At 66.6% G+C, this 22,850-nt stretch carries 23 protein-coding genes and 1 tRNA gene; 11 read left to right on the top strand and 13 right to left on the bottom strand.

Going from position 1 to position 22,850, the window contains the following annotated elements; genetic code table 11:
• Position 1 precedes the first annotated feature (1 nt).
• On the bottom strand, positions 2-766 hold the full coding sequence (locus tag B5X82_RS22605; RefSeq protein WP_079650552.1) for an SDR family oxidoreductase: 765 nt from the start codon (positions 764-766) through the stop codon (positions 2-4).
• A 212-nt stretch (positions 767-978) separates the two neighbouring features.
• A tRNA-Gln gene (locus tag B5X82_RS22600) sits at positions 979-1,053 on the bottom strand.
• 96 nt (positions 1,054-1,149) lie between these two features.
• Between B5X82_RS22600 and B5X82_RS22595 the strand changes: the two genes are divergently transcribed.
• From B5X82_RS22595 to B5X82_RS22580, 4 genes are read left to right on the top strand one after another with little or no spacing between them, the layout of a single operon-like run.
• Positions 1,150-2,148, top strand: coding sequence for an SDR family NAD(P)-dependent oxidoreductase (locus B5X82_RS22595; RefSeq protein ID WP_079650550.1), 999 nt, complete (start codon positions 1,150-1,152; stop codon positions 2,146-2,148).
• Positions 2,149-2,152: 4 nt separating this feature from the next.
• Entirely contained in the window at positions 2,153-2,512 is a 360-nt protein-coding gene (locus B5X82_RS22590) for a hypothetical protein (protein WP_079650548.1), read from the top strand.
• A gap of 18 nt (positions 2,513-2,530) precedes the next feature.
• The gene (locus B5X82_RS22585; RefSeq protein ID WP_079650547.1) at positions 2,531-3,412 is read left to right on the top strand and encodes a dienelactone hydrolase family protein; all 882 of its coding nucleotides are present in this window, start codon (positions 2,531-2,533) and stop codon (positions 3,410-3,412) included.
• On the top strand, positions 3,409-4,011 hold the full coding sequence (locus B5X82_RS22580) for a glutathione S-transferase family protein (RefSeq protein ID WP_079650545.1): 603 nt from the start codon (positions 3,409-3,411) through the stop codon (positions 4,009-4,011). Before B5X82_RS22585 ends, B5X82_RS22580 begins: the two co-directional genes overlap by 4 nt.
• Here the strand turns inward: B5X82_RS22580 and B5X82_RS22575 are convergent.
• Entirely contained in the window at positions 3,971-4,726 is a 756-nt protein-coding gene (locus B5X82_RS22575) for a WecB/TagA/CpsF family glycosyltransferase (RefSeq protein WP_079650544.1), read from the bottom strand. The two genes, B5X82_RS22580 and B5X82_RS22575, sit on opposite strands and share 41 nt — an antisense overlap.
• A gap of 93 nt (positions 4,727-4,819) precedes the next feature.
• The gene (locus tag B5X82_RS22570; protein ID WP_079650542.1) at positions 4,820-5,548 is read right to left on the bottom strand and encodes a Bax inhibitor-1/YccA family protein; all 729 of its coding nucleotides are present in this window, start codon (positions 5,546-5,548) and stop codon (positions 4,820-4,822) included.
• Positions 5,549-5,690: 142 nt separating this feature from the next.
• On the opposite strand from B5X82_RS22570, the gene thpR reads away from it, so the two are divergent.
• The gene (gene thpR / locus B5X82_RS22565; protein ID WP_079650541.1) at positions 5,691-6,224 is read left to right on the top strand and encodes an RNA 2',3'-cyclic phosphodiesterase; all 534 of its coding nucleotides are present in this window, start codon (positions 5,691-5,693) and stop codon (positions 6,222-6,224) included.
• On the opposite strand, the gene B5X82_RS22560 is transcribed toward thpR, so the two are convergent.
• The 4 genes from B5X82_RS22560 to B5X82_RS22545 all read right to left on the bottom strand — a co-directional run bounded on the left by B5X82_RS22560 (position 6,209) and on the right by B5X82_RS22545 (position 9,349).
• On the bottom strand, positions 6,209-6,694 hold the full coding sequence (locus B5X82_RS22560) for a low molecular weight protein-tyrosine-phosphatase (RefSeq protein WP_079650539.1): 486 nt from the start codon (positions 6,692-6,694) through the stop codon (positions 6,209-6,211). The two genes, thpR and B5X82_RS22560, sit on opposite strands and share 16 nt — an antisense overlap.
• Entirely contained in the window at positions 6,691-7,239 is a 549-nt protein-coding gene (locus B5X82_RS22555; RefSeq protein WP_079650537.1) for a superoxide dismutase family protein, read from the bottom strand. Before B5X82_RS22555 ends, B5X82_RS22560 begins: the two co-directional genes overlap by 4 nt.
• A gap of 148 nt (positions 7,240-7,387) precedes the next feature.
• Entirely contained in the window at positions 7,388-8,509 is a 1,122-nt protein-coding gene (locus B5X82_RS22550; protein WP_079650535.1) for an OmpA family protein, read from the bottom strand.
• Positions 8,510-8,752: 243 nt separating this feature from the next.
• Positions 8,753-9,349, bottom strand: a complete 597-nt coding sequence (locus B5X82_RS22545; RefSeq protein ID WP_079650533.1) for an SOUL family heme-binding protein — start codon at positions 9,347-9,349, stop codon at positions 8,753-8,755.
• Positions 9,350-9,480: 131 nt separating this feature from the next.
• On the opposite strand from B5X82_RS22545, the gene B5X82_RS22540 reads away from it, so the two are divergent.
• Positions 9,481-10,044 (top strand): helix-turn-helix domain-containing protein, encoded by a 564-nt coding sequence (locus tag B5X82_RS22540; RefSeq protein WP_079650531.1) that lies wholly within the window; start codon positions 9,481-9,483, stop codon positions 10,042-10,044.
• Positions 10,045-10,134: 90 nt separating this feature from the next.
• On the top strand, positions 10,135-11,454 hold the full coding sequence (locus B5X82_RS22535) for a cystathionine gamma-synthase family protein (RefSeq protein ID WP_079650529.1): 1,320 nt from the start codon (positions 10,135-10,137) through the stop codon (positions 11,452-11,454).
• 16 nt (positions 11,455-11,470) lie between these two features.
• Here the strand turns inward: B5X82_RS22535 and B5X82_RS22530 are convergent, their stop codons facing one another.
• A complete protein-coding gene (locus tag B5X82_RS22530; RefSeq protein ID WP_079650527.1) occupies positions 11,471-12,355 on the bottom strand; it encodes a winged helix DNA-binding protein in 885 nt (294 codons plus the stop codon).
• 189 nt (positions 12,356-12,544) lie between these two features.
• Between B5X82_RS22530 and B5X82_RS22525 the strand changes: the two genes are divergently transcribed.
• On the top strand, positions 12,545-13,105 hold the full coding sequence (locus B5X82_RS22525) for a hemerythrin domain-containing protein (protein WP_079650525.1): 561 nt from the start codon (positions 12,545-12,547) through the stop codon (positions 13,103-13,105).
• Between the two features lie 163 nt (positions 13,106-13,268).
• Here B5X82_RS22525 and murA read toward each other — a convergent pair whose 3' ends face one another.
• Positions 13,269-14,552, bottom strand: coding sequence for a UDP-N-acetylglucosamine 1-carboxyvinyltransferase (murA, locus tag B5X82_RS22520; RefSeq protein ID WP_011951706.1), 1,284 nt, complete (start codon positions 14,550-14,552; stop codon positions 13,269-13,271).
• A 132-nt stretch (positions 14,553-14,684) separates the two neighbouring features.
• Between murA and B5X82_RS22515 the strand changes: the two genes are divergently transcribed.
• Both B5X82_RS22515 and B5X82_RS22510 read left to right on the top strand, forming a co-directional pair.
• Positions 14,685-17,300, top strand: coding sequence for a TonB-dependent receptor (locus B5X82_RS22515; protein ID WP_079650523.1), 2,616 nt, complete (start codon positions 14,685-14,687; stop codon positions 17,298-17,300).
• Positions 17,300-18,076: a hypothetical protein gene (locus B5X82_RS22510; protein ID WP_079650521.1), complete on the top strand. Its 777-nt coding sequence runs from the start codon at positions 17,300-17,302 to the stop codon at positions 18,074-18,076. Before B5X82_RS22515 ends, B5X82_RS22510 begins: the two co-directional genes overlap by 1 nt.
• A gap of 80 nt (positions 18,077-18,156) precedes the next feature.
• On the opposite strand, the gene clpS is transcribed toward B5X82_RS22510, so the two are convergent.
• From clpS to B5X82_RS22495, 3 genes are all read right to left on the bottom strand, one after another.
• Entirely contained in the window at positions 18,157-18,483 is a 327-nt protein-coding gene (gene clpS / locus B5X82_RS22505; protein ID WP_029548701.1) for an ATP-dependent Clp protease adapter ClpS, read from the bottom strand.
• Between the two features lie 205 nt (positions 18,484-18,688).
• Positions 18,689-19,552, bottom strand: coding sequence for a phasin family protein (locus B5X82_RS22500; protein ID WP_223811289.1), 864 nt, complete (start codon positions 19,550-19,552; stop codon positions 18,689-18,691).
• 137 nt (positions 19,553-19,689) lie between these two features.
• A complete protein-coding gene (locus tag B5X82_RS22495; RefSeq protein ID WP_079650517.1) occupies positions 19,690-21,456 on the bottom strand; it encodes a PHA/PHB synthase family protein in 1,767 nt (588 codons plus the stop codon).
• 127 nt (positions 21,457-21,583) lie between these two features.
• Between B5X82_RS22495 and B5X82_RS22490 the strand changes: the two genes are divergently transcribed.
• Complete coding sequence (locus tag B5X82_RS22490; RefSeq protein ID WP_079650515.1) at positions 21,584-22,792, top strand: LL-diaminopimelate aminotransferase; 1,209 nt, start codon at positions 21,584-21,586, stop codon at positions 22,790-22,792.
• The last annotated feature ends 58 nt before the right edge of the window (positions 22,793-22,850 follow it).

The raw sequence follows: 22,850 nt of genomic DNA, 5'->3' as shown, positions 1-22,850 counted from the left end.
CTCAGGGATGGTCGAGCCGGGTTTCCACCCGCATCATCGACACCGCCGTCCGCCGCGGCTGCCGCAGCATGAAGTGCGCCGCCACCGCGATGTCCTCGGCCCGCAGCATCTTGTGTTGGCCAATCAGCTCGACCTGCTTTTCCGGTGGATAATCGGGATATTGGAAGTCGGCGCCGGTGAAGCCCGGCTCGATCAGCCCGACCTTGATGTCCTTTTCCGCCAGTTCCTTGCGCAGCGCCTCCGCAAAACCCTGAATCCCCGCCTTGGCCGCCACATAGACCGACGATCCGGCCGATCGTGAATTGGCCGACATCGATCCGATGAGGATCACGTCGGCCCCCGCCTGCATCCGGCGCACCGCCTCCCGCGTGCAGGACAGATAGGCGGTCAGGTCGGTCGCGGTCTGATAATAGAGGTCGTCCTCGGACGTGTCGGCCAGCGCCTCGGCGGGGATCGCGGCGTTGATCACGGCAAGGTCGAGACCGCCGAGATAGGCGTCGGCCGCCTTGAAGAAACGATCGACATCGTCGCGCCGCGACAGATCGACCGTGACGCCGTCGCCTTCCCCCACCTCGCGGATTCGCTCGAGCGCGTCATCGAGATGCTCGGACGTGCGGCCGCAGACGAAGACGCGGACCCCTTCGCTCGCCAGCAGCACAGCGATCGCGCGGCCGATGCCGGTGGTGCCGCCGGTGATGGCCGCCCTGCGTCCCCGTAATGAGGGCTGTTCGGTGTGCGCGTCGGAAAGTCGGGACCGTTCGGACATGACGAGGGGTTCCTCTCGATGGGGCGGCGATCGCGAGCACCTCGACGGCGCGCATATGGGACCCGATGTTCGGGGCTAACCGGCCCAAACGATCACGGTCCGGCGCCTGCGGCACTGCGCGCATTCGCAGCACCGTCGCGAGCAACTCGATCAAGACGTAAAACCCGGCCGCCGCCGACACGTTCCGCGCACTGCTGCACTGATCGACATGTTGGCTGGGGCGGCAGGATTCGAACCTGCGAATGGCGGCACCAAAAGCCGCTGCCTTACCACTTGGCGACGCCCCAGCATGGTCGGCGAGGCGCCCTTATAGGCATCGATGCGGCAATGGGAAGCCTCGAAGATCGGTTTTCCTGCCGCCGCCAACACCTTAAGGATGGCGCATGGCGATTCTCATCACAGGCGCCGCCGGCTTCATCGGCATGCATTGTTCGCTACGCCTGCTCGCCCGTGGAGAAAGCGTCGTCGGAATCGACAACCTCAACGATTATTATTCGGTCCAGCTCAAGCGTGACCGCGTCGCCAAGGCCGCTGCGGAGGGCGGCGGCCGCTACAGCTTCATCCCGTGCGACTTCGCCGATCATGCCGCGCTCGACGCGGCGCTCGAAGGGTTGGAGATCGACCGGATCGTCCATCTCGGCGCGCAGGCCGGCGTCCGCTATTCGCTCGAGAATCCGCGCGCCTATGCGCAAAGCAACCTCGTGGGCCACCTCAACATCCTCGAACTGGCGCGCGAACGCCGGGCCGGGCATCTCGTCTACGCCTCCTCCTCCTCGGTCTATGGCGGCAATGAGACGCTGCCCTTCCGGGTCGAGGACCGGGTCGATCACCCGCTGTCGCTCTACGCCGCCACCAAGAAGGCAGACGAGTTGATGAGCGAGACCTATGCCAATCTCTATCGACTGCCGCAGACCGGCCTGCGCTTCTTCACCGTCTATGGCCCCTGGGGCCGGCCCGACATGGCGCTATGGCTGTTCACCGACGCGATCCTGCGGGGACGGCCGATCTCGGTGTTCAACGGCGGCGAGATGCGGCGCGACTTCACCTATATCGACGACATCGTCACCGGCGTCATCGCGGCCGTCGACAATCCGCCGGCCGACGACGGGCAGGCCAAGGCGGGCGGGAGCGTCTCGCCTCACGCCATCTACAATATCGGTAATCACCGATCGGAGGAGCTGACCCGGCTGATCGACCTGATCGAGGCCGCATGCGGCCGGCCGGCGATCCGCGAGATGAAACCGATGCAGCCCGGCGACGTGCGCGAGACCTTCGCCGATATCGGCGCGATCGAGCGCGACCTGAGCTTCCGACCGACGACCGACATCAGCGAGGGCGTCCCCCGCTTCGTCGACTGGTTCCGCGACTATCATGGGGTATGAACCGATGCGCCGCTCGCTTCTGATTGCCGCGCTGCTGATCACGCTATCCGGCTGCGGGAAGGAGAAGCCTCCCGTGGTCGAGGAGGACGGCGGCGGCCCTCAGATCGCTACGAGCATCGACGACGTCGCCCTACCCGTCGACCGGTCCGACCAGATCACCGCGATCGATGCGACGACCGGCGACGCGGCCGGCATGCCCAAGGACGGCGGCGCCGTGGTCCATGCACCGAAACCGGAGGCACGTCCGGCGGTTGAACCGGGCAAGGAAGCCGCGGCCGTTCCGGTCGCGGCGCCGACCGTCGCGGTCCCGCCGCCGGTGGTTACCCCTCCCCCACCGCCGGCCCCGCTCCCGGCCGGACAATAGGATGAAAGGGCCGACAGCATGCACGATGAGGATCTGAAGGCCCGCGCGATCGCGCTCTACGACCGCTTCACCCATGGCGCGCAGGATCGCCGCGCCTTCATGGCCGACATGACCCGCCTCGCGGGCAGTGCGGCGGCCGCACAGATGCTGGCGGCGACGATCGCCGCCGATCCCGCCGCCGCCGCGATCGTCGCCGAGGACGACAAGCGGCTGACGGCGCGGATGGTGCATTGGCCGGGCGCCAATGGCCATCAGTTGTTCGGTTATATGGCGATCCCGAAGAAGCATGCGAAGAAGCCCCCCGCCGTCCTCGTCGTCCACGAGAATCGCGGGTTGCAGCCCTATACGCGCGACGTCGCCCGGCGGCTGGCGGTTGCCGGCTTCGTCGGCGTCGCGCTCGATTTCCTGTCGCCGCAGGGCGGCACGCCGGCCGACGAGGACAAGGCGCGCGCGATGATCGCCGCGCTCGACCTTCCCGCCGCCACCGCCGACGGCGTCGCCACGATCGACTGGCTCGCCGCGCACAAGCTGCTGAGCGGCAAGGTCGGGGTGGTCGGCTTCTGCTGGGGCGGCGCGATGGCCGATCGGCTGGCGGTCACCGCAGGGACTGCGCTGAAAGCGGCCGTCGCCTTCTACGGCCCGCCTCCGCCGCCCGCCGACGCGGCAAAGGTCAAGGCTGCGGTCATGCTCCATTATGCGGGCAGCGACGACCGGGTGAACGCGGGTGCCGGGCCCTGGGTCCAGGCGCTGCAGGCGGCGCATGTCGACGTCCGCCGCTTCGACTATCCGGGCACCCAGCACGCCTTCCACAACGACACGTCGGCGGCACGCTACAATGAAGCGGCCGCGACCCTCGGCTGGGACCGGACCCTCACCTTCCTGCGGGAGAAGCTGGCATGAACGACGAACTGGTCCTCTACGGCAATCCGCGCTCGCGCGCGCAGATGGTCCATTTCCTGCTCGAGGAGCTCGGCATCCCCTACCGGCTGGTGGTCATCGACTTCGAGAAGGGCGAGAGCCGGCAGGCCGACTATCTGGCGATCAATCCGATGGGCAAGGTGCCCGCGATCGTCCATCGCGGCGTGACGGTGACCGAGACGGGCGCGATCATCGCCTATCTGGCCGACGCCTTTCCGGAAAAGGGGCTGGCGCCCGCCATCGGCGATCCGCAGCGCGGCACCTGGCTACGCTGGATGTTCTTCGGCGCGGGCGTGATCGAGCCGGCGATCCTCGACACGATGCTCAAGCGGCCCGATGCACCGCGGACGACCGCCGGCTATGGCAGCTATGCCGACGTGCTCGACACGCTCGACACGATGCTAGACCCCGGCCCGTGGATATTGGGCGAGCGGTTCAGCGCCGCCGACGTCTATGTCGGCGCGGAACTCGTCTGGGCGGCGATGTTCGGGGTGCCCGATATCGCCGATCACCCCCGCATCGCCGCCTATATCGAGCGGATCAGGGATCGACCCGCCTTTCGGATGACGGCGGGCGTCTGAACCTCCAGGCGAGCAACAGGATGCGCGGGCCTTCGACCAGATAGCGGCGCCATAGCCGGGCCGGATCGGACAGCAGCCGATGGAGCCATTCAAGCGCCAGCCGCTGCATCCAGCGCGGCGCGCGCTTCTCGCGCCCCGCCAGGAAGTCGATCGATGCCCCGATACAGAGCGCGGTGCCGCGCGCATCAGGGTGGTCGAGCGCCTCGGCGGCGATCAGTTCCTGCTGCGGCGATCCGGTCGCGAGCAGGATGAAGCGTGCGCCGCTGCCAATGGCGAAGCGGACGGCGGCGGTGCGGGCGGCGGGGTCGTCGCGCAGCCCCATCGGCGGGACGTGCTGGACGAAGACGATATCGGGACGAAGGCGCGACAGGACCGTCGGATCGCCCTCCCGCCCGCCGATCAGCGCGATCCGATCCCCCGGGGCGGCCACGTCCAGCAACAGCCGGGCGGTCAGGTCGCTGCCGGGCACCACCGGCAAGCGGATACCGCGAAGCGAGGCGAGCAGCGCCAGGATACGGCTGTCGCATAGCGACCAGCCGGCCCGCCGATAGGCGCGCCATTCCTCCGCATTGTCGGACAGCCGCGACAGCCGCACGACGTGATCGACATTGGGGGTGACGAGATAGGCGAAAGGCGCGTCCGCCGTCCGCGCCCGCAGCCGATCGACCACCGCATCCTCGTCGAGCTGGTCGAAGCGCAGGCCGAGATAGTCCATCCGTCCCCCCATCGCCGGACCATAGCGCGGAGCGGGCAAAGAAAAAGGCCCGGTGTCGCCACCGGGCCTTTCATCATTCGACCTGCGTCGGGATCAGCGGCGATCGCCCATGAACTGCAGCAGGAAGGTGAACATGTTGATGAAGTCGAGGTAGAGGGTGAGCGCACCCATCACCACCGACTTGCCGGCGAAATCGGTGCCGGCGACGTAGAAGTACATGCTCTTGATCTTCTGCGTGTCATAGGCGGTCAGGCCCGCGAACAGCAGCACGCCGATGGCGCTGATCGCCAGGTTCAGCGCCGGCGACTTGAAGAAGATGTTGAGCAGCGAAGCGACCAGCAGGCCGACGACGCCCATGATCAGGAAGGTGCCGAAGCCCGACAGGTCCTTCTTGGTGGTGTAGCCCCACAGGCTGAGCGCGGCGAAGGCGGTCGCGGTCGCGAAGAAGGTGATCGCGATCGACGAGCCGGTATAGGCCAGGAACAGCGACGACATCGACAGGCCCATCACACCCGCGAAGGCCCAGAACAGGCCCTGCGCCGCCGTGGTCGACAGCTTGTTGATGCCGAAGCTCAGCACCATGACGAAGGCGAGCGGCGCCAGGACGATCAGCCAGCGAAGCGGTGTGACGAAGAGCTGCGCGGCCAGGCCGGATTCGGCGAAGAGCAGCGCGACGATACCCGTCAGCAGGACGCCCGACGCCATGTAATTGTAGACCGAGAGCATGTAGGACCGCAGACCGGCGTCAAAGGCTGCGTCAGCCACACCCGCTCGTGTCGCGGCGGGCGCGGCATTTACTCGGGGGTCGGACCAGTTTGCCATGGTATAAACACTCTCCAATGATGCGGCGAAATGCCGCGCTGTCCGCAATATCGGCGGAACGACTTGGTTTTTCAAGCATATCGCGCCTGAAAGGCGCCTGAACAGGCTTGCGTTACCGTCACATGGCGCGACAATCGGGGGCATGCACCGCCTGTTCATAGCCTTGCGTCCGCCGCTTCCGATGCGTGAGGCATTGCTCGCCGCGATGGGCGACATTCCCGGCGCTCGGTGGCAGGACGACGCCCAGCTCCACCTCACCCTCCGTTTCGTCGGCGAGGTCGATCGCCATGTCGCCGAGGACGTCGCCGCGGCGCTGGGTGCGGTGTCCCATCCGGCCTTCACGCTGCGGCTCGACGGAGTCGGCTGCTTCGACCGTCGCGGCCGGATCGACAATATCTGGGCGGGCGTGACGCCGCATCCTCCGGTGAAGTCGCTCCATGGGGCGGTGACAGCGGCGTTGGTGCGGGCGGGGATCCCACCCGAGGAACGGGCGTTCGTGCCGCATATCACCCTGGCCCGCTTCGCACGCGGGCAGGCGCCGTCGGGAAGGCTACCGATGGACAGCCTCTGGCCCGACCCGGTGGAGGGGCAATTCGACCATTTCCTGCTCTACGAGAGCCACCTTGGCGCATCGGGCGCCAGCTATTCGGCGATCGCGCGCTACCGGCTCGGTTGACCCGCGAGTTCGGCAAGCAGGCCGCCGACGCCGGCGCAGATGTCGCGCCAGGCCTGCTCGAAGCCCTCGTCCTCCCCGAAATAGGGATCGGCGACGTCCTCGCCCTCACGGCCCGCGACGTGATCGAGCAGCAGCGACAACTGCGCTCGTCCGTCTTCGGGCGCGATCGCGCGCAGCGTATCGAGGTTGCTGCGGTCGAGCGCAACCAGCCGGTCGAAGGCGCGGAAGTCGTCGGCGCCGACCTGGCGCGCGCGCAGCCCGGCGATGTCGAGGCCATGGCGGTACGCGGTCGCGATCGCGCGGCGATCGGGCGCCTTGCCGACATGCCAGTCGCCAGTGCCGGCGGAATCGACCTCGACCGGAACATCCTCGCGCTCGGCGGCCGCGCGCATTGCCGCCTCAGCCAAGGGGGAACGGCAGATGTTCCCCAGGCAGACGAACAGGATGCGCGGCGGCCGGCCGTCGGTCATTCGGCCTTGATCACGCCGCAGGCGAGACGGCCGCCGGCATTGCCGGTCGGATCGGTCTTATAGTCATCGGCGGCGGCATGGACGACGACGGCAGCGCCGTCCGCATCGAGCAGCGGCATGGCACCGTCGGTCAGCATTCCGCCCTTGATCACGGTCTTGAGTTCGCCGGTGCCGTCGGCACCGACCGTCATGTTCGGCATGTCGCCCATATGGGCGCCGGCCGGATTGTCGTGGCCATGCTGCTTCTTGCCGGGGTTCCAATGCCCGCCCGCACTGGTGAAGTCGGGGCCGGTGCAGGTACCGGTGGTGTGGACGTGGACGGCGTGGACGCCGGCCGGCAGGCCGACCGCCTTCACGTCGACCTCAATGCCGTCCTTGCCCTGCCGGATCGTCGCCTTGCCCTTGGTCTGGCCCTGGCCGTCGATCAGGTCGGCCATCGCCCCGCCGCCATGGCCATGATCATGCGCCAACGCCACGGCGGGCGCGGCCAGCAGGATCGGCAATGCGGCAAGGAGGCCCATAGAAAGCGAACGGGTGCGGGACATGCTATATCTCCTTCATCGGCAGCCCCCAACGGATGCCGACAATGCCCCATCCCCATCGCTGAATAAAGTGTTGAGGACAAAGAAAAAGGGCCGGCCCGAAGGCCGACCCCAATTCTGCGCGTCATCGACGGATCGATGACACAGCCGCTTACATGCCGGCGCCGAAGGTGATTTCGACGCGACGGTTCTGCGGCTCGCGGACACCGTCGGCGGTGTCGACCAGCGGACGGCTCTCACCGAACGCTTCCGTCGTGATCGCCGAGTCCGGCACGCCCTTGCCAGCGAGGTAGGCCTTCACCGCGTCGGCACGACGCTGCGAGAGGCCGACGTTATACTGGTCGCTACCCGACTTGTCGGCGTGGCCGGCAAGCTGGACCCGCGCCTGGCCGGTCGTCGCATAGGCGTTGGCAGCATTGTCGAGGATCGACGCGGCTTCCGCCGTGATGTCCGACTTATCCCAGTCGAAGAACACGATGAACGGACCCGGAGTCTCGACCACCGGCGGAGGCGGCGGCGGAGGCGGCGGGGGCGGAGGCGGCGGCGGCGGGGGCGGCGGCGGAGGCGGCGGAGCAGCCGGCTCACCGAAGTTGTAGACGAGGCTCAGCAGCAGGCTGTGCGAACGCCACGTGCCCTCATATTCGGCGCCGAGGCGGTCGAATACCTTCGCATCCTTGACGTTGAAGTAGCGATACTTCAGGCCGACGTCGACGTTGGTCGACACCGGATAACGGACACCGGCGATCGCCTGCCAGGCGAACTTCGAGTCCGAGTCGTTCAGGAAGTCGTCGCCCGACACATTGTAGCCGGCGAACTTGACGCGGGCGATACCGGCGCCACCGCCGATGTAACCCGAGAAGCCTTCCTCGCCACCGAAGTCGAGCAGGCCGTTGACCATGAAGCTAAGGGCGCTGTTCTTGCCCGAAGCGTCCGGATAGGTCCCGGCCGGAGCACCGGCGCCACCGACAGCGGCGGGAGTGCGCGACGCGCTGGTCGTGAAGCTGTTCACGCGGTCACGCTTGTAACCGACTTCGCCTTCAAGGCGGAACATGCCGAAATCATAGCCGACGATGCCGTCGACGTCGAAACCGGTCTTGGAGTCGACCGTTGCACGGCCGCCCGGCGACAGCGTCGACGGACCGACGTCGAACTTCATGTCCTCATGCAACATACCACCGCCTTCGACACCGACGTACCAGGCGTTGTCACGAGCAAAGGACGGCGCTGCGAGCGCGGTAGATGCTAGGGCCGCCAGGATGGCAAGCTTGCGCATATCATTCCCCTTTCCAACAGGTTCCCAATGGAACTGCGTTCACCTAACCCAATCACCCGGATACGCGCAAGCGCATCCGTTTCTGCGACGAACCGATCCGGAAACGACATCCATTCCGGAACCGCATCGGATCCCCCAGACAGCCGCTAAACGAGCTTTCGGTGAAAGGGTTGCGATCAACGGAAAAAATTTCGCGACTATTGCCACCTGTGGCTTTTCCGCCACAGTCCGATGCCCTTTTGCCTAGGTCGCGAGCGGAATGAACAGCTCGTTGGGCAGAGTCGTGCCGGGCTTGAGCGGCGAGTTGTAATAGGCGTGCTCGACATCCCCGGCGGCCCTGCGCCCCTGCCCCTCGATCCAGCGCCCGAGCTCGTCCGCCTTCGCCGCGAACAGACGGTCGGTCGGCTTGCCGGGAACCGAGATGACGGCGACCTCGCGCGCCGGGATCTCGGCGAGCGATATCCCCGGCCCGGGCGGATCGAGGCTTTCGCGATCGATGCCCTGCGGCAGCAGGAACCGGATGCGCCACGCATCGCCGGGCAGCGCTCCGGCCAGCACCGGCATGGTGATCGGAATCTCTTCGCCGCCGCGTCCCTCGCCGAACATATAGTCGGCGAGCAGGCCGAAGCCGTTGCCGAGCGCACGGTCGCGCTTACCATATTGGGCGGTCTCGATGACGAGCAGGGCCGGATAGCGGCGAATCTCGAATGGCCCGTCGCTTGCCAGCGTCTCGTGAATCGGCGCCCGCGCTGCGCGCTGCTTGAAATAGACATAGGCCGCGCCGGCCGCGGCGGCAGTGGCCACGCCCGCCAATATCTTGCCCCAGCCGATCTTCGCCATCGATCCTCCGTTCGCGCCGGAAATAGGCGGGCCTCCCGGGAATTGCCAGTTTCTTCCGGCCCGTCCTTGTACCGGGCAGGCGCACTTCGCTATGCAGCCACCGCTTTACCAGCCGCCTGGGTCAGGAGCCGATGAGAAGCTGCATCCGCGAAGTACGGCGCGCCAAGGGAATGACGCTCCAGGACGTAGCGGACCGCTGCGTACCGCCGACGACGGCGCAGACGATCGGCCGGCTCGAAACCGGGATGCGGACCGTCTCGATCCGCTGGCTCAACCGCATCGCCGCCGCGCTCGGCGTCGAAGCCGCCGAGTTGGTCCGCGTTCCCGAACAGGCCACGCTCGACATCCTCGCCCTGCTCGGCCCCGACGGCGCCGCCGCGCCGCGCCAGCCACAGATCGCCGCCTTGCCCCGCCCCTCCTATAGCGGGCTGACCATGCTCGTCGAAACCAGCGTCGGCGAATATCGCACCGGCGACATGATCTGGCTGGAGCGGCTCGACCTGCGCTCCTTCGGCCAGGCGCTCAATCGCGACGTGCTGGCGCCGCGCGCGGGTGGGCGCTTCGTCTTCGGCAGGCTGATCGACCATGACGGCCACCGCTTGCAGATCCTGCCCCCCGGCCAGGGATCACGCCAGCAGATCGTCGACGCGCCGTGGCTGGCGGTTGCCATCCAGTTGCTCCGGCCGCTCGCCTGACTTCGTCTCGCCTGAAGGCCCTCCCGCTTGTCAGCGCAGTGGGCAAGGCGCATCTTCCTGCCCATCACAAAAGATATGCGCAGGATATCCATGCCCAAAAATACCGAACATACGCTGAGCGGCACGACACCGCGCCGGCGCCCCAAGCCCGAGGTCCTCGAGATCGGCGGCCACAGGCTCAAGCCTTCCACCCTGATGATGGGGCATGGCTATGATCCGATGCTGTCGGAAGGTGCTCTCAAGCCGCCGATCTTCCTGACTTCCACCTTCGTCTTCGAGAACGCCGCCGCCGGAAAGCGCCATTTCGAGGGCGTCACCGGCAAACGGCCGGGTGGGGCCGAGGGCCTCGTCTATTCGCGCTTCAACGGCCCGGACCAAGAGATATTGGAGGACCGGCTCGGCATCTGGGAGGATGCGGAGGACGCGCTGAGCTTCTCCAGCGGCATGTCGGCGATCGCCACGTTGCTGCTCAGCCTGGTCCGTCCCGGCGACGTGATCGTCCATTCGGCGCCGCTCTATGCCGCCACCGAGACGCTGATCGCCCGCATCCTCGGTCGGTTTGGCGTATCGTGGCTCGATTTCCCGGCCGGCGCCACGCCGGAGGAGATCGACACGGTGATCTCCGCCGCCAAGGCGAAGGGCCGGGTCGCGCTGATCTATCTGGAGAGCCCCGCCAATCCGACCAATGCGCTGGTCGACGTGCAGGCGGTCCGCGACGTGCGCGACCGGCTGTTCGCCGGCGAGGACGAGAAGCCGCCGATTGCGATCGACAACACCTTCCTCGGCCCACTTTGGTCGAAGCCACTGCGGCATGGTGCCGAGCTGGTGGTCTACTCGCTGACCAAATATGCCGGCGGCCATAGCGACCTGGTGGCTGGCGGCGTGGTCGGGGCCAAGGCGCTGCTCGATCCGGTCCGCGCGATGCGCAACACGATCGGCACGATCACCGATCCCAACACCGCATGGATGCTGCTGCGCTCGCTCGAAACGCTCGAACTCAGGATGAGCCGGGCCGGCGAGAACGCCGCCAAAGTCTGCGAATGGCTGCGCGGCCGGCCGCAGGTCGACCGGGTCGGCTATCTCGGATTCCTCCAGCCCGGATCGCGCCAGGCCGACATTTACCAGCGACATTGCGACGGCGCGGGATCGACCTTCTCGCTCTACCTAAAGGGGGGTGAGCGCGAAGCCTTCGCCTTCCTCGACGCGCTCAAGATCGCCAAGCTGGCGGTCAGCCTGGGCGGGACCGAGACGTTGGCCAGCCATCCCGCCGGCATGACCCACCTGTCGGTGTCCGAGGAGCGCAAGCGCGCGCTCGACATCGGCGACAATCTGGTCCGCATCTCGATCGGCATCGAGGACCCGGACGACCTGATCGCCGACTTCGAACAGGCGCTGCGCGCGATCGGCTGATCTTCCAGCCGGCCGGTCAGCCCCGCGCGCCGGCCGGCATCGCCGTGAAATAGGCCTCCATCACCGACGCGGCATGGTCGGTCAACTCGATGAACACGCGCCGGCCGTCATCTGGATCAGCGACCCGGCGGAGCAAGCCCGCTTCGGTCAGCTGCTTGATCCAGCGCAGCGCCGTCGTCGCCGGCACCGCCGCGGCGATGCACAGGCTCGATACGGCGACCGGGCGGCGTTCGAGCCGCGCGGCCATCAGGTCGAGCAGCATGTCCCAGGCCGGATCGGCGAACAGCCCGGCGCCGAACAACTCGTCGCGCAGGCGACGAGCACGGATCATGTCGCGGATCGCACCGGCATCGATGACCGCAGGGCGGGGCGGCGGCTCGTAGCCGATCCCCTCCCCGTCGCTGCCGCCTTCACGCACGACTGGGACAGGCCGGTGCACCTGCTCGAAGCTCTCGATCGGAAAGTCGTGGCGCCGGATCGCCTCGTCGCCACCGTCCTCGCGAAGCTGCGGCGCCGCGCGCGCCAGCCGATCGGCCAATGCAGCGTCCAGCGCCCGCTCGTTGCGGCCGACCAGGATGCTGACGGCGCTGCCGCCGATCTGCGACGCGACGATGTCGACCAGTTCCGACGGGATCACGATCAGCGCCGCGAAATCGCCGCGCTCGGTGCCCACAACCAGCCGTTCGAGAAGCCGGTCCAGGATCGGGCCATGATCGGCCGCGATATCGACCCAGACCAGGTCGATCGCCACCTGGCTCTCCAGCCGTTCCGCCGCGGTATCGATATCGACCGATGCCGCGATCCGTCCTCCAGTGGCTTCAACGCTTCTCGCCGCCGCCGCCACCCCCTCCTCCGTGTCGGCGGAAACCAGGATGATCGGAGCCGAGCCCCAATATGTCATTCGCGACCTCCAGCACGCCGCATCAACCCGCTCGCTCGCCCCCGCGTGCCATGTCCGTTAAGAACTAGCGCCCCTCCCATGGCTGTCAGCAGGCAATTGGTCCGTTATGGATTAACCAAGGCGATGGGAACATCGGTCAGCCCCGGCCCGTTGATCCGAAATGGAAATTCTTCACAAAGGAGGTCGGCCGTGCCGGGCAAATATGGTTCGCGCAACACCGAGGGAAAGCACCGGATCGCGGCAGACGATCCGATGGCGATCAGCCTGCTGAAGGAAGAACATCATGTCTTCCGGGAACTGTTCGACGAAGCCGAGGAGGCGCGTCCGACGCGGCGCGTCGAGATCGCCCGCGAACTGTGCATGCGGCTGACCGTCCATATGGCGATCGAGGAGGAGATACTCTACCCCGCGCTCAAGCCGGTGATCGGCGACGACGAGGTCAACGAAGGTATCGTCGAGCATCAGTCAGGCAAGCGCATCATCGCCGAGCTCGAGCAACTCGACGGCGACGAGGAACTGTTCGCCTCGAAGGTCCACGTCCTCGGTGAGGAGACCGTCCACCATATCGACGAGGAGGACGAGGAACTGTTCGAGGACGCCCGCGCGGCGCATGACAAAGGCCGGCTCGACCTCGATGCGTTGGGCGAGAGGCTCCGGTCGCGCCAGGCCGAGCTCTACAACCAGATCATGGCGACGGGCGAGACCGGCAAGACCTGCGAGGCGCAGCCCGACGAGGTCGAACGCGCCTGACGGTCGAGCTATTCCTCTGACCCGCTCATCCTGAGGAGGGACCGAGGCTTGGCGAAGGCCCGTCTCGAAGGATATTTCGAGACGCCATCTCGCCTTCGCTCAATGGCTCCTCAGGATGAGCGGAAGCAGATGCACCAACGAAATGCGCGATACTCTAGATCGCTCAGCCGTCGCTTTCGCGCTCGATATCCGCGCCGACCGCCGACAGCTTCTCCTCGAGCCGCTCATAGCCGCGGTCGAGATGATAGACCCGGTGGACCCGCGTCTCGCCCTCGGCGACGAGGCCGGCGAGCACCAGGCTCATCGAGGCGCGCAGGTCGGTCGCCATCACATCGGCCCCGACGATGCGGTCGACGCCCTTGACGATCGCGGTGCGGCCATGGACCTGGATGTCCGCGCCCATGCGGGTCAGTTCGGGAACGTGCATGTAGCGATTCTCGAAGATCGTCTCGGTCAGCACGCTGGTTCCATCCGCCATCGCGAGCATCGCCATGAACTGCGCCTGCATGTCGGTCGGGAAGGCCGGGAACGGCGCGGTCGAAAGGGTCAGCGGGCGCAGCTTGCCGTTCGCGGTCACGCGGATGCCACCATCGAACGGCTCGATCCCGACACCGGCGGTGCGCAGGCCCTGCAGGATCGCCTCCATATCGTCGGTCCGGGCGCCGACCAGGTCGATCTCGCCGCCAGTGATCGCCGCGGCGCAGGCATAGCTGCCTGCCTCGATCCGGTCGGGCATCACCTCATATTCGGCGCCGTGCAGGCTCGTCTTGCCCTGGACGACGAGGCGGTCAGTGCCGATGCCGTCAATCTCGGCGCCCATCGCGACGAGGCAGCGGGCGAGATCGACGATCTCAGGCTCTCGCGCGGCATTCTCCATCACCGTCTCGCCCTGGGCGAGGACGGCGGCCATCAGCGCGTTCTCGGTGGCACCGACCGACACGACCGGGAAGCTGATCCGTCCGCCGCGCAGGCCGCCCGACGGCGCGATCGCCTTCACATAGCCGGCCGCCAGCTCGATCTCCGCACCCAGCGCTTCGAGTGCCTTGAGGTGCAGGTCGATCGGACGGTTGCCGATCGCGCAGCCGCCCGGCAGCGAGACGGTCGCCTCTCCCGCCCGCGCGACCAGGGGCCCGAGCACGAGGATCGACGCACGCATCTTGCGGACGATGTCGTAGGGCGCGACGGTCGAGGCGATGGTGCCCGCCGACATGGTGAGCTTCCGGCCGATGGTCTCGCCATTGCCGCGGCTCATCGTCGTCGAGACGCCGAGCTCGTTGAGCAGGTGGCCGAAGCTGTCGACGTCGGCGAGACGCGGCAGATTGGTGAGGGTCAGCCGCTCCGCGGTGAGGAGCGAGCAAGGCAGCAGCGTCAACGCCGCGTTCTTGGCCCCTGAAATCGGCAGGCGGCCCTTGAGGCGGTTGCCGCCCCTTATCGTGATGCGATCCATGAACCGCGTTTATCGGGGAGTCCGCTCCGCCTCAAGCGGCAGGATGACCGTCCCGAAAACGTCATCCAACGGGAACCGTGGCGTCATCCCTCCCGACTATCCGCCGCCCGACGGAAAAAAGGGGATTATCCTATGACGCGATCGACTCTGCTTGCAGGCGTGGCCCTGCTCTGTCTCTCCAGCGCCGCCCTGGCGGCCGAGGGCGACGGGGACATCGTCGTTTCGGGCCAGCGCGCCCAGCAGGAGCGCGCGATCGAGGCGAAGCGCTTCACCATCGGCATCGCCGACATCGCCGCGTCGGACGAGATCGGCCGCCTGCCCGACCGCAACGTCGCCGAAGTCGTCGAGCGGCTGCCCGGCGTCGGCGTCACCTACGACCAGGGTGAAGGCCGTTACGTCGCGGTGCGCGGCGTGCCGTCGGACCTCAACGGCTATACGGTCAACGGAATCGAGATCGGCAATCCCGACGGCCAGACCCGCGCACTGCCGCTCGACATCATCTCTGGCCAGCTCCTCAACCGGGTCGAGGTCAACAAGGCGCGGACGCCCGATATGGACGGCCAGGGGATCGGCGGCACGATCAACCTCGTCACCCAGACCGCCTTCGACTTCCGCGACCGCTTCACCGTCGTCGCCAACGGCCAGGTCGGCTATCAGGAGCTCAACGACAAGCGCCCGATCCGCGGCGATGCCGCCGTCGCCGGACGTTTCGGCAGCGACGAGCAGTTCGGCATCACGCTGGGCGGCAGCTATTCGGATCGCACCTACACCAGCTACGGCATCTATCCGGACGACTGGCGGCCGGTGGCAGGCGCGGCGCGCGGCGGCCTGCCGACCAACATCAAATATACCGACTACAGCCTGAAGCGCGAACGGATCGGCGCCACCGGATCGCTCGACTGGCGGCCGGGCGACGATCACCAGGTCTACGTCCGCGGCATCTACAGCAAGTTCACCGAGGACGAGTATCGCCAGCGCTACCGGCTCGACTTCGCGACCGACGCGCTCATCAACTCCCCCGCCTTCGCCTTTCATCCCGGCGGCGTGTCGGGCACCGTCAGCGGCACTCCCAATGCCGGCGTCGGCAGCGGCACCGGACCGGAACGACGCCAGGACCTGCGGCAGGAGCACAAGGCCAAGTCGGTGCTCGCGGGCATGATCGGCGGATCGAGCCGCTTCGACGCGCTCAAGCTCGATTATGTCCTCGCCCGCGTCCACAACGAGGTGCGCGAACCGAATCAGCTCTGGCAGTTCCGCTGCAACCCCGGCACGGTCGACTTCGATTTCAGCGACACGGTGTTCAGCGCCGCCCCACGCAACGAATGCTCGCCGTCGCAGATGAACTTCCGCCAATATACCGAGCAGAACGAACGCGGCGACGAGGATATCTGGCAGGGCAAGGTCGACCTGACCTACGACCTGAGCTCGCTCGGCCAGGGCAGCTTCCTGAAGGTCGGCGGCAAATATCGCGCGACCGACAAGGACTTCGACTCGCGCAACGACACCTGGACGCGCGGCGGAAACGCGGCGAGCCGCTTCACCCTCGCCCAGTTCGGCCTCGCCGGCGATCCGGTGCTGTCCTATCCGAAGGCCGGCAAGCCCTATGGCGTAGCGCCGGTGATCGACCTCGACGCGATCCGCGCCTTCACCGCCGCCAACCTACCCGGCCCCTATTTCGTGCTGGACAGCGCGACCAGCCTCAACAACGCGACACTCAACGACTTCGTCGTCGATGAGGACGTGACCGCCGGCTATGTCATGGCGAACCTGGTGCTCGGCAAGGTGACGGTGACGCCGGGCCTGCGCTACGAGCGGACCAAGCTGCGCATCACCGGCTTCCGGCTCGATACGCCCGCTGGCGGCGCGACCGTGGTGGCGCCCAGCAACAGCCGCAACAGCTATGACGACTGGCTACCCAGCCTGCTCGTCCGGGTGACGCCGTCGGACGACACCGTCTTCCGCTTCGCCTATACGCGCAGTATAGGCCGCCCCAATTACAGTCAGCTCTCGCCAAGCGGCGCGCTGAACTACGAGGCGGGCGCCGCGCCGGGCACGTTCGAGGGGTCGATCTCGTTCGGCAATCCCGATCTGAAGCCCTATCGCTCCGACAATCTCGACGCTACAGCCGAATGGTATTTCGCCAAGGGCGGCCTGCTCAGCGTCGGCGTGTTCGCCAAGTTCATCAAGAACCCGATCTTCACCCAGACCTTCACCCAGACCGACGTCACCGTCGACGGCCGTACCTATGCGATCCTCGACACCTCGCAGCCGCTCAACGCCGATCGCGGCGACATCATCGGCATCGAGGGCCAGTTCCAGCAGCAGTTCACCTTCCTGCCGGGCCTGCTGTCCGGTCTCGGCGTCAGCCTGACCGGCACCTATACCAGCTCGACGCTGAAGCTGCCCGACGGCCGCAGCTCGACCTTTCCCCAGCAGTCGCGCTACCTCTACGGGGCGGAGCTGTTCTACCAGAAGGGCCCGCTCGAAGGCTCGATCGCCTATCACAACACCGGCAAGTCCCTTCTCGCGCCGGGCGGCGTGGCGTATCAGGACCAGTACAACAACGACCTGCGCCGGCTGGATGCGAAGATCAGCGTGACGATCACCGACAATATCCGCGTCTATGCCGAGGCGCAGAACCTGACCGACGAACCCACGCGCCAGTATCAGGACAAGCGGACCGACTGGATCATCCAGAACGAACGCTATGGCCGGACCTTCTACGGCGGCGTGTCGGTGAAGTTCTGATGCTGGCGATCGTCCTGGCCGCGGTACTGGCGCTGCCCGCCGCGACCGAAGTGCGGCGCGTGCCGGCCGAGGACGCCCGCCAGGGCGCGGTGTCCGACGGCCGCCACCTCTATGCGATCGACAATGCCGCGATCAGCAAGATCGATCCGGCGAGCGGGCGGGTGATCGCCCGCTGGCAGGGCGACAAGGCCGCGTTCAAGCATATGAACTCCTGCATCACCCTGAAGGACCGGCTCGTCTGCGCGGCGTCCAACTATCCCGACGTGCCGATGGCGAGCTCGATCGAATGGTTCGACACCCGCGCGATGAAGCATGTCGCCAGCCGCAGCCTCGGCCCCGGCCGGGGCTCGCTCACCTGGCTCGACTGGCATGACGGAAGCTGGTGGGCGTGTTTCGCCAATTATGACGGCAAGGGCGGCGAGCCGGGGCGCGACCATCGACTGACGACCCTCGTCCGCTTCGACCGCACTTTCGCCGAACAGGGCGCATGGCTGTTCCCGCCCGAGATACTCGACCGGATGGCGCCCTACAGCTCGTCGGGCGGCGCCTGGGGCGCGGACGGATGGCTCTACGTCACCGGCCACGACCGGCCCGAACTCTATGTCGTGGCGCTGCCCGAAGCCGGATCGATCCTGCGCCACGTCGCGACCATCCCGATTCCGACCAACGGCCAGGCGATCGCCTGGGACCCGAAGGACAAGCGGCTGCTCTGGTCGATCGAACGCAAGGCCCGCGAACTGGTGGCCAGCCGGGTGCCCGAGGTCGTGGGGGAATAGGTCGAACCGTTCACGCCCCTCCCTTTTTCGTCATTCCCGCGAAAGCGGAAATGACGATCAATGAGAAGACAGGAGTGGGCTCACGCCTTTTCCAGCGTGCACTGGAGCGGGTGCTGGTTCTGGCGGGCGAAGTCGACGACCTGGCTCACCTTGGTCTCGGCGACCTCGTAGCTGAACACGCCGCACACCCCGACGCCCTTCTGGTGGACGTGGAGCATCACCCGGGTCGCATCCTCCAGGTTCATCCGGAAGAAGCGCTGCAGGCACAGGACGACGAACTCCATCGGCGTATAGTCGTCGTTGAGCATCAGCACCTTGTAGGGCGACGGCTTCTTGGTCCGCGTCCGGGTGCGCGTGGCCAGGCCAAGGCCGGTGCCGTTGTCATCGCCATCCTTGCGCGTGGCCATGCCGGTCGGGGCAGTGGTGAAGGCGGATTGGCTCATGATCGGCGCGGGACTCACACAAATGGGGGACATGGAGAGAATATGGCACGCCGGGCCCCTTCGGCAAGAGGCTGGCGACCGCTTCGCCCGATCGGCGACCCGATGGAGCCGCCAATGAAAACGGCCGCCTCCCGAGGGAAGCGGCCGTAAACTCGCAGCGAAAGGGAAATCAGAGCGCCGCGGACTTGAACTTCTCGGCAGCGAGCGCGTAGCGGCTCGAGATCGGCTGGACGACCTCGCCGGCCAGCTTCAGCCAGGCTTCGCTCAGCTTCGACGCTTCCGCGACGGCGCTGTCGAACGCCGACTTGGCGTAGTCGCTCTGGATCTGGAACAGCTCGGTCGGGGTCTTCACCGCAGCCAGGCTCTTGATCGTGGCCGAAGCGCTCTCGAAGCTCTTCTTGCCATAGTCGGCCAGTTCCTGGCCGAGCGACTCGGCGCCCTTGGCGGCAGTCTTCGCCGAGGTCGCGAACGCCTCGAAATTGCCCTTGGTGAACTCGCCCAGCTCTTCGCCGGCCTTGGCAGTCTTCTCGAAGGCGGCCTTCGCACGATCGTTGAAATCGGAAATCATAATATTGACCTTTTCAGCAGCAGCCTTGGGCTGGGGTGGAACGGTGGTGGCCATGACGCGCACTCCCTTCGTTTCCGGCTTTGACGCTGCCGGGGCGGGCTTGACCGCGGGCGTCGCAACCTTGACGACCGACGGCGAAACAGTCTTTGCGGCGGGAGCCACCGCCGGCTTTTCCGGCGCGACGGCCTTCGCCGGCTGCGCCTTCACCGCGACGGGTTCGACCTTGGCGGTCGGAGCGACCGGCGCCGGCTTCGCGGCGATCTCAGCCGCCACGGGAGCCGGCTTGGGATCGGCCGGCTTGGGCGCCGCGGCTTTCGCCACGACGGGCTTGGCCTGCACAGGCGCCTTGGCATCTGCCTTGGTCGCCGATGCCGCCTTATCCTTGCCGGGAAGCCTGTCCGCCATCGAATCGATTCCGTCTTTGATGTTGCGATGCACAATATGCGTATTTTTGAGCTGATGCAAGATGTATTGTGCAGTGCAACATAAACGTAACGGCACTGCAATTTTCTGGCTGAAATTCGGGATTTCAGACGCGCCGGGCCAACGCCCATCTACCCGGGCGGTTCCAGAATAACGTCAAAATATTTCGCAAATGCGAATCAGGGCGTCCGCACGTAGCGGCCCGGAGCATCCTCGATCGCCGGCAAAGAGCCCTCGCCAGGGCGCCGCGCACCCTCCGCCGCGACCTCGGTCGGCGCCAGCGCGCGCGTCCAGGCCTGCCAGTCGGGCCACCAGCTTCCCTTGGTCTCGCTCGCCGCCGCCTCGAACGCTTCGAGCGTCTCGGCCGGCGCCTCGCAGGTCCAATATTGATATTTGCCAGCCTCGGGCGGATTGACCACCCCGGCGATGTGCCCGGACCCCGCCAGCACGAAGCGCAGCGGCCCCGCGAGATGCCCGGTGATCTTCCAGACGCTCCGCGACGGGGCGATATGGTCCTCGCGTCCGGCCTGGACATAGGCCGGTGTCTTGATCCGCCGCAGATCGATCGGCACCCCGTCGATCGACAGCGCGCCCGGCCGGACCAGCAGATTGTCGCGGTAGAGATTCTCCAGATAGGCGCGGTGCCATTTGGCGGGCAGGTTGGTGACGTCGCCGTTCCAATGGAGCAGGTCGAAGGCGGGATAGTCCTCACCTAGCAGATAGTTCTGCACGACATAGTGCCAGATCAGGTCGCGCCCGCGCAGCAGGTTGAAGGTCGCCGCCATGAAACGGCCGTCGAGCACGCCGCTCCCCTGGGTCAGCGCATCGATCAGCTTGAGCTGCTCGTCGTCGACGAACAGGTTGAGCTCACCCGCCTCGCTGAAGTCGACCTGCGCGGTGAAGAAGGTCGCGCTCCTCACCTTGTCCGCCTCACCCTTCGCGGCAAGATAGGCGAGCGTCATCGCCAGCGCGGTACCGGCGACGCAATAGCCGACGGTGTGGACATGATCGACGCCCAGCAACGCGCGGACCGTATCGATCGCATCGACCTGCCCGCGCACGACATAGTCGTCCATCGTCACGTCGGCCATGCTCTCGTCGGCCGACTTCCATGAGACGACGAACACCGAAAAGCCCTGGGCGACCGCCCAGCGAATGAAACTGTTCTTCGGGTTGAGATCGAGGATGTAGAAGCGGTTGATCCACGGTGGGAAGATCAGCAGCGGCACCTCCACCACCTTTTCGGTGACGGGGCTGTAGTGGATCAGCTGGTAGAGCGGCGTCTCGTGGATCACCTTTCCCGGCGTCGCGGCGATATTGCGGCCGAGCTCGAACGCATCGGTGTCGCTATGGGTCAGCTTGCCCTTGCCGATGTCGGCCAGCATATGCTCCAGCCCGCGCAGCAGATTCTCGCCGCGCGTCTCGAAAATGCGCTCCAGCACCTGCGGGTTGGTCAGCGCGAAATTGGCCGGCGACATCGCATCGGCGACGACGCGGGTGGCGAATTTGAGCTGCTCGCGCTGCTTGGGCGGCAGCCCTTCGAGCGCGTCGACGCCCTTCAGCCAGGCATCGCACAGCAGCAGATAGGCATCGGCGATGACGCCGAACAGCGGCGTCTCGCGCCATTGCGCCGCCTTGAAACGCCGGTCGCGCGCAGCCTCCTTTCCCGCGCCCTCCTCCATCAGCTGGCCGAACAGGCCGAGACTCGCCTTCATCAACTCGCTCTGCTGGTCGGCGAGCTTCTCGGGATCCGGGAAGACCGGCGCCGGCATGGTCGGCAGCGGCAGTTCGGCGGGGGCCTGGGCCATCGCCTCCGCCATATGCTCCATTAGCATCTGCTGCGCCTGGCCGATCACGCCGGTCCAATGCTGGACCTCCTCGAGCGAAGGCAGCTCGAACGCCTCCCCCGTCCCGGATGCGCCGCGATCTTCGCCCGTGTCCGCCATGCCAAGCTCCTGCCCAAGCTTTTTTCACGATGCGCCTGCAATCGGCGCGCAGAATCTGTATAGGTCGCGTCGGCGACCATGGGGGATCGATCCCCGCTCGCCAAGTCCGAAACCCAAAGGAAGTGAAATGTCCGAGGAATTCTACCGCATCAAGCGCCTGCCGCCCTACGTCATCGCCGAAGTCAACGCGATGCGGGCAGCGGCGCGAGCGCGGGGCGAGGACATCATCGACCTGGGCATGGGCAATCCCGACCTGCCGCCGCCGCCGCACGTCATCGACAAGCTGTGCGAGGTCGCCCGCAAGCCCGACGCCCACGGCTATTCGGCGTCGAAGGGCATTCCGGGGCTCCGCAAGGCGCAGGCCGGCTATTATCAGCGCCGCTTCGGGGTCGACCTCGATCCCGAGAGCGAGGTCGTCGTGACGCTCGGCTCGAAGGAGGGTCTCGCCAATCTCGCCCAGGCGATCACCGCGCCCGGCGACGTCGTGCTGGCGCCGAACCCGAGCTATCCGATCCACACCTTCGGCTTCATCATCGCCGGGGCCACGATCCGCTCGGTGCCGACGACGCCCGACGAGCGCTATTGGGAAGCGCTCGACCGCGCGGTGAAGTTCACCGTGCCGAAGCCGTCGGTACTGGTCGTGGGCTATCCGTCGAACCCGACCGCCGAGGTGGTCGACCTCGCCTTCTACGAGCGGCTGGTCGCCTGGGCGAAGGAGCACAGCATCTGGGTGCTGTCCGACCTCGCCTATTCGGAGCTCTATTATGATGGCGTCCCTACCCCCTCCATCCTTCAGGTTCCGGGGGCGAAGGACGTCGCGGTCGAGTTCACCTCCATGTCCAAGACCTACAGCATGGCGGGCTGGCGGATGGGCTTCGCGGTCGGCAACAAGACGCTGATCTCGGCGCTGACGCGCGTGAAGTCCTATCTCGACTATGGCGCCTTCACGCCGATCCAGGCGGCGGCGGTCGCGGCGATCAACGGGCCGCAGGACATCGTCGAGAAGAATCGGGAGCTCTACAAGAAGCGTCGCGACGTGCTCGTCGAGAGCTTCGGCCGCGCCGGATGGGACATCCCCTCCCCCCGCGCGTCGATGTTCTGCTGGGCGCCGCTGCCGCCGGCGGTCGCGCATCTCGGCAGCCTCGAATTCTCGAAGCAACTCCTCACCCATGCCGGCGTCGCCGTCGCGCCGGGCGTCGGCTATGGCGAGGACGGTGAAGGCTATGTCCGCATCGCGATGGTCGAGAATGAGCAGCGCATCCGGCAGGCGGCGCGCAACGTGAAACGCTACCTCCTGTCGATGGGCGTCAACGTCGGTTCGAAGACTGCGGGCTGAGCGGTCACCGCAACTTCGTTGCGGCGCAACATATCATGGACAAAAAGAAAGGGAGGCG

This window comes from Rhizorhabdus histidinilytica, assembly GCF_900167915.1.
GTDB classification, from domain to species: domain Bacteria; phylum Pseudomonadota; class Alphaproteobacteria; order Sphingomonadales; family Sphingomonadaceae; genus Rhizorhabdus; species Rhizorhabdus histidinilytica.
Note: the sequence above shows the minus strand (reverse complement) of the source record. Positions and strands in the feature narration are given on the sequence as shown.